Source organism: Streptomyces sp. NRRL S-87 (assembly GCF_000719335.1).
Lineage (GTDB): Bacteria > Actinomycetota > Actinomycetes > Streptomycetales > Streptomycetaceae > Streptomyces.
This window is the reverse complement of sequence record NZ_JOGB01000148.1, coordinates 1-1,928: the sequence shown is the minus strand read 5'-3', so window position 1 is coordinate 1,928 and position 1,928 is coordinate 1. Positions and strand designations below refer to the sequence as shown.

Here is a 1,928-nt window from a genome sequence, read left to right as displayed (position 1 = left end):
GCAGGCCAGGGCGAAGCCCCTTGCCCCTGGGGTGGGCCTGCCGCAGGGCCTGCAGGCCGCCCCTGTCAAGCGCCGAGGGGACCCACACACCACGGGGCGCCCCCACGAAGCCACCCCACCCCGACACCCGGCGCCCCCCTCGCGCCTCCCCCTCCCCCGCGTCGGCGCTCCCCCCGCGTCGCCCACCTGGGTGGATCCCCACCCTCCAGAGGGCGCAGCGCGCCCCGCGCCTCGCCGCCGCCGTGCGGACCCTCCCCGAAGCTATGGCCTGCTCTCCCACCGCCGCGGATCGGAGGTCCGTACACCCATGCCCCACGCCCGTCCCGGCCCCTCCCGACCCACCACCCCCTTCGCCCACATCACCCGCCTCACCTGCCTCCCCCTCCTCACCCAAGCAGCCCGAGCAGCCCGAGCAACCAAGGCAACCCGAGCAGTCAGGTCCACCCACTCCGCCAAGCCCACCAAACCCGCGAAACCCACCAAACCCGCCAGATCAGCCACAGCCACAGCCACAGCCGCAGCCGCCGCAGCCCTCTCCCTGGTCCTAGCCCTCCCCGGCACCGCACTGGCGGCCCCCGGCGACCTCGACCCCACCTTCGCGGACAGCGGCAGGGTCCAGACGTACTTCCCGGACAACGCCGGCCCCTGGGACTACGCCGAGGGCTTCGACGTGGCCCGGCAGGCGGACGGCCGGCTGGTCGTGGCCGGCCGCGTCACGGGGTCCGACGGCCAGTCCGACGTCGCACTGATCCGGTACACCGCCAACGGCGCGGTGGACCCCGCCTTCGGCGGTGGCGACGGGCGGGTGACCAGCGACTTCGGCGGCAACGACCAGGCCGAGGCGGTGGCCGTACAGCCCTCCGACGGCAAGATCGTGGTGGCGGGCAGCACCGAGGTGCCGGGCGAGGGCGGCGGCTGCTGCTTCTTCTCACTGGCCCGCTACAACACCGACGGCACCCTCGACCAGGGCTTCGGCACGGGCGGGCTGGTGCGGGTGGACTCCTTCGGCGGCGCCTCGGGCGCCGCCGACGTGGCCGTCCAGCCGGACGGGAAGATCCTCGCGGTCGGCCTGAGCGGTGGGGCCGGCTTCGCCCTGGCCCGCCTCAACCCGAACGGCAGCCCGGACCCCACCTTCGGCGGGGACGGGAGCGTGGTGGCGGGCTTCACCCCCACCTCGCCACAGGACCCGGGCGGCCGGGCCACCGGCCTGGCACTGCAGTCGGACGGCCGGTTCGTCGTGGTCGGCTACACCGGCTCGACCGCCTTCGACTACGGCGTGGCCCGCTACCTGTCGAACGGCAGCCTCGACACGTCCTTCAGCGGCGACGGGATGGCCACCGCCGACTTCGGCGGTACGGACTTCGCGCAGGCGGTAGTGGTCCAGTCCGACGGCATGGTCGTCGCCGCGGGATCCACCGACTCCGGTTTCGCCCTGGCCCGGTTCACGGCGGCCGGCAACCCGGACCCGGGCTTCGGCACGGGCGGACGGGTCATCACCATCTGGCCCCAGAGCATCGCGGTGGCCTACGACGTGGCGCTCCAGCAGGACGGCAGGATCCTGGTCGGCGGCCGGGCGGACGACCCGGACAGCCAGGAGGCCAGCGACTTCGCCCTCGCCCGGTACAACACCAACGGCACCCTGGACACCGGCTTCGGCGGCGGCGACGGCCGCGTCTACACCGGCATGCTGGGCTACGAGGAGATCCGGGGCCTGCTCGTCCAGCCCGACGGGAAGATCGTGGCCGCGGGCCTGGCCGGGCTGGGCGCCTTCGGCATCGCCCGCTACCAGGGCGGCGGCACCACGCCTCCGCCACCTCCTCCGCCGCCGCCCGCGTCCGCGGACCTGTCGGTGACGGCGTCCGGTCCGACGTCGGTGAGCATCGGTGACCAGGCGACGTACACGGTCCGGGTGACCAACGCGGCGTCCT

At 74.6% G+C, this 1,928-nt stretch carries 1 protein-coding gene; it reads left to right on the top strand.

The features are described 5' to 3' along the window. Positions 1-307: 307 nt before the first annotated feature. The coding region (locus IF43_RS0135425) for a hypothetical protein (RefSeq protein ID WP_158939686.1) at positions 308-1,928 on the top strand (1,621 nt) is incomplete at its 3' end.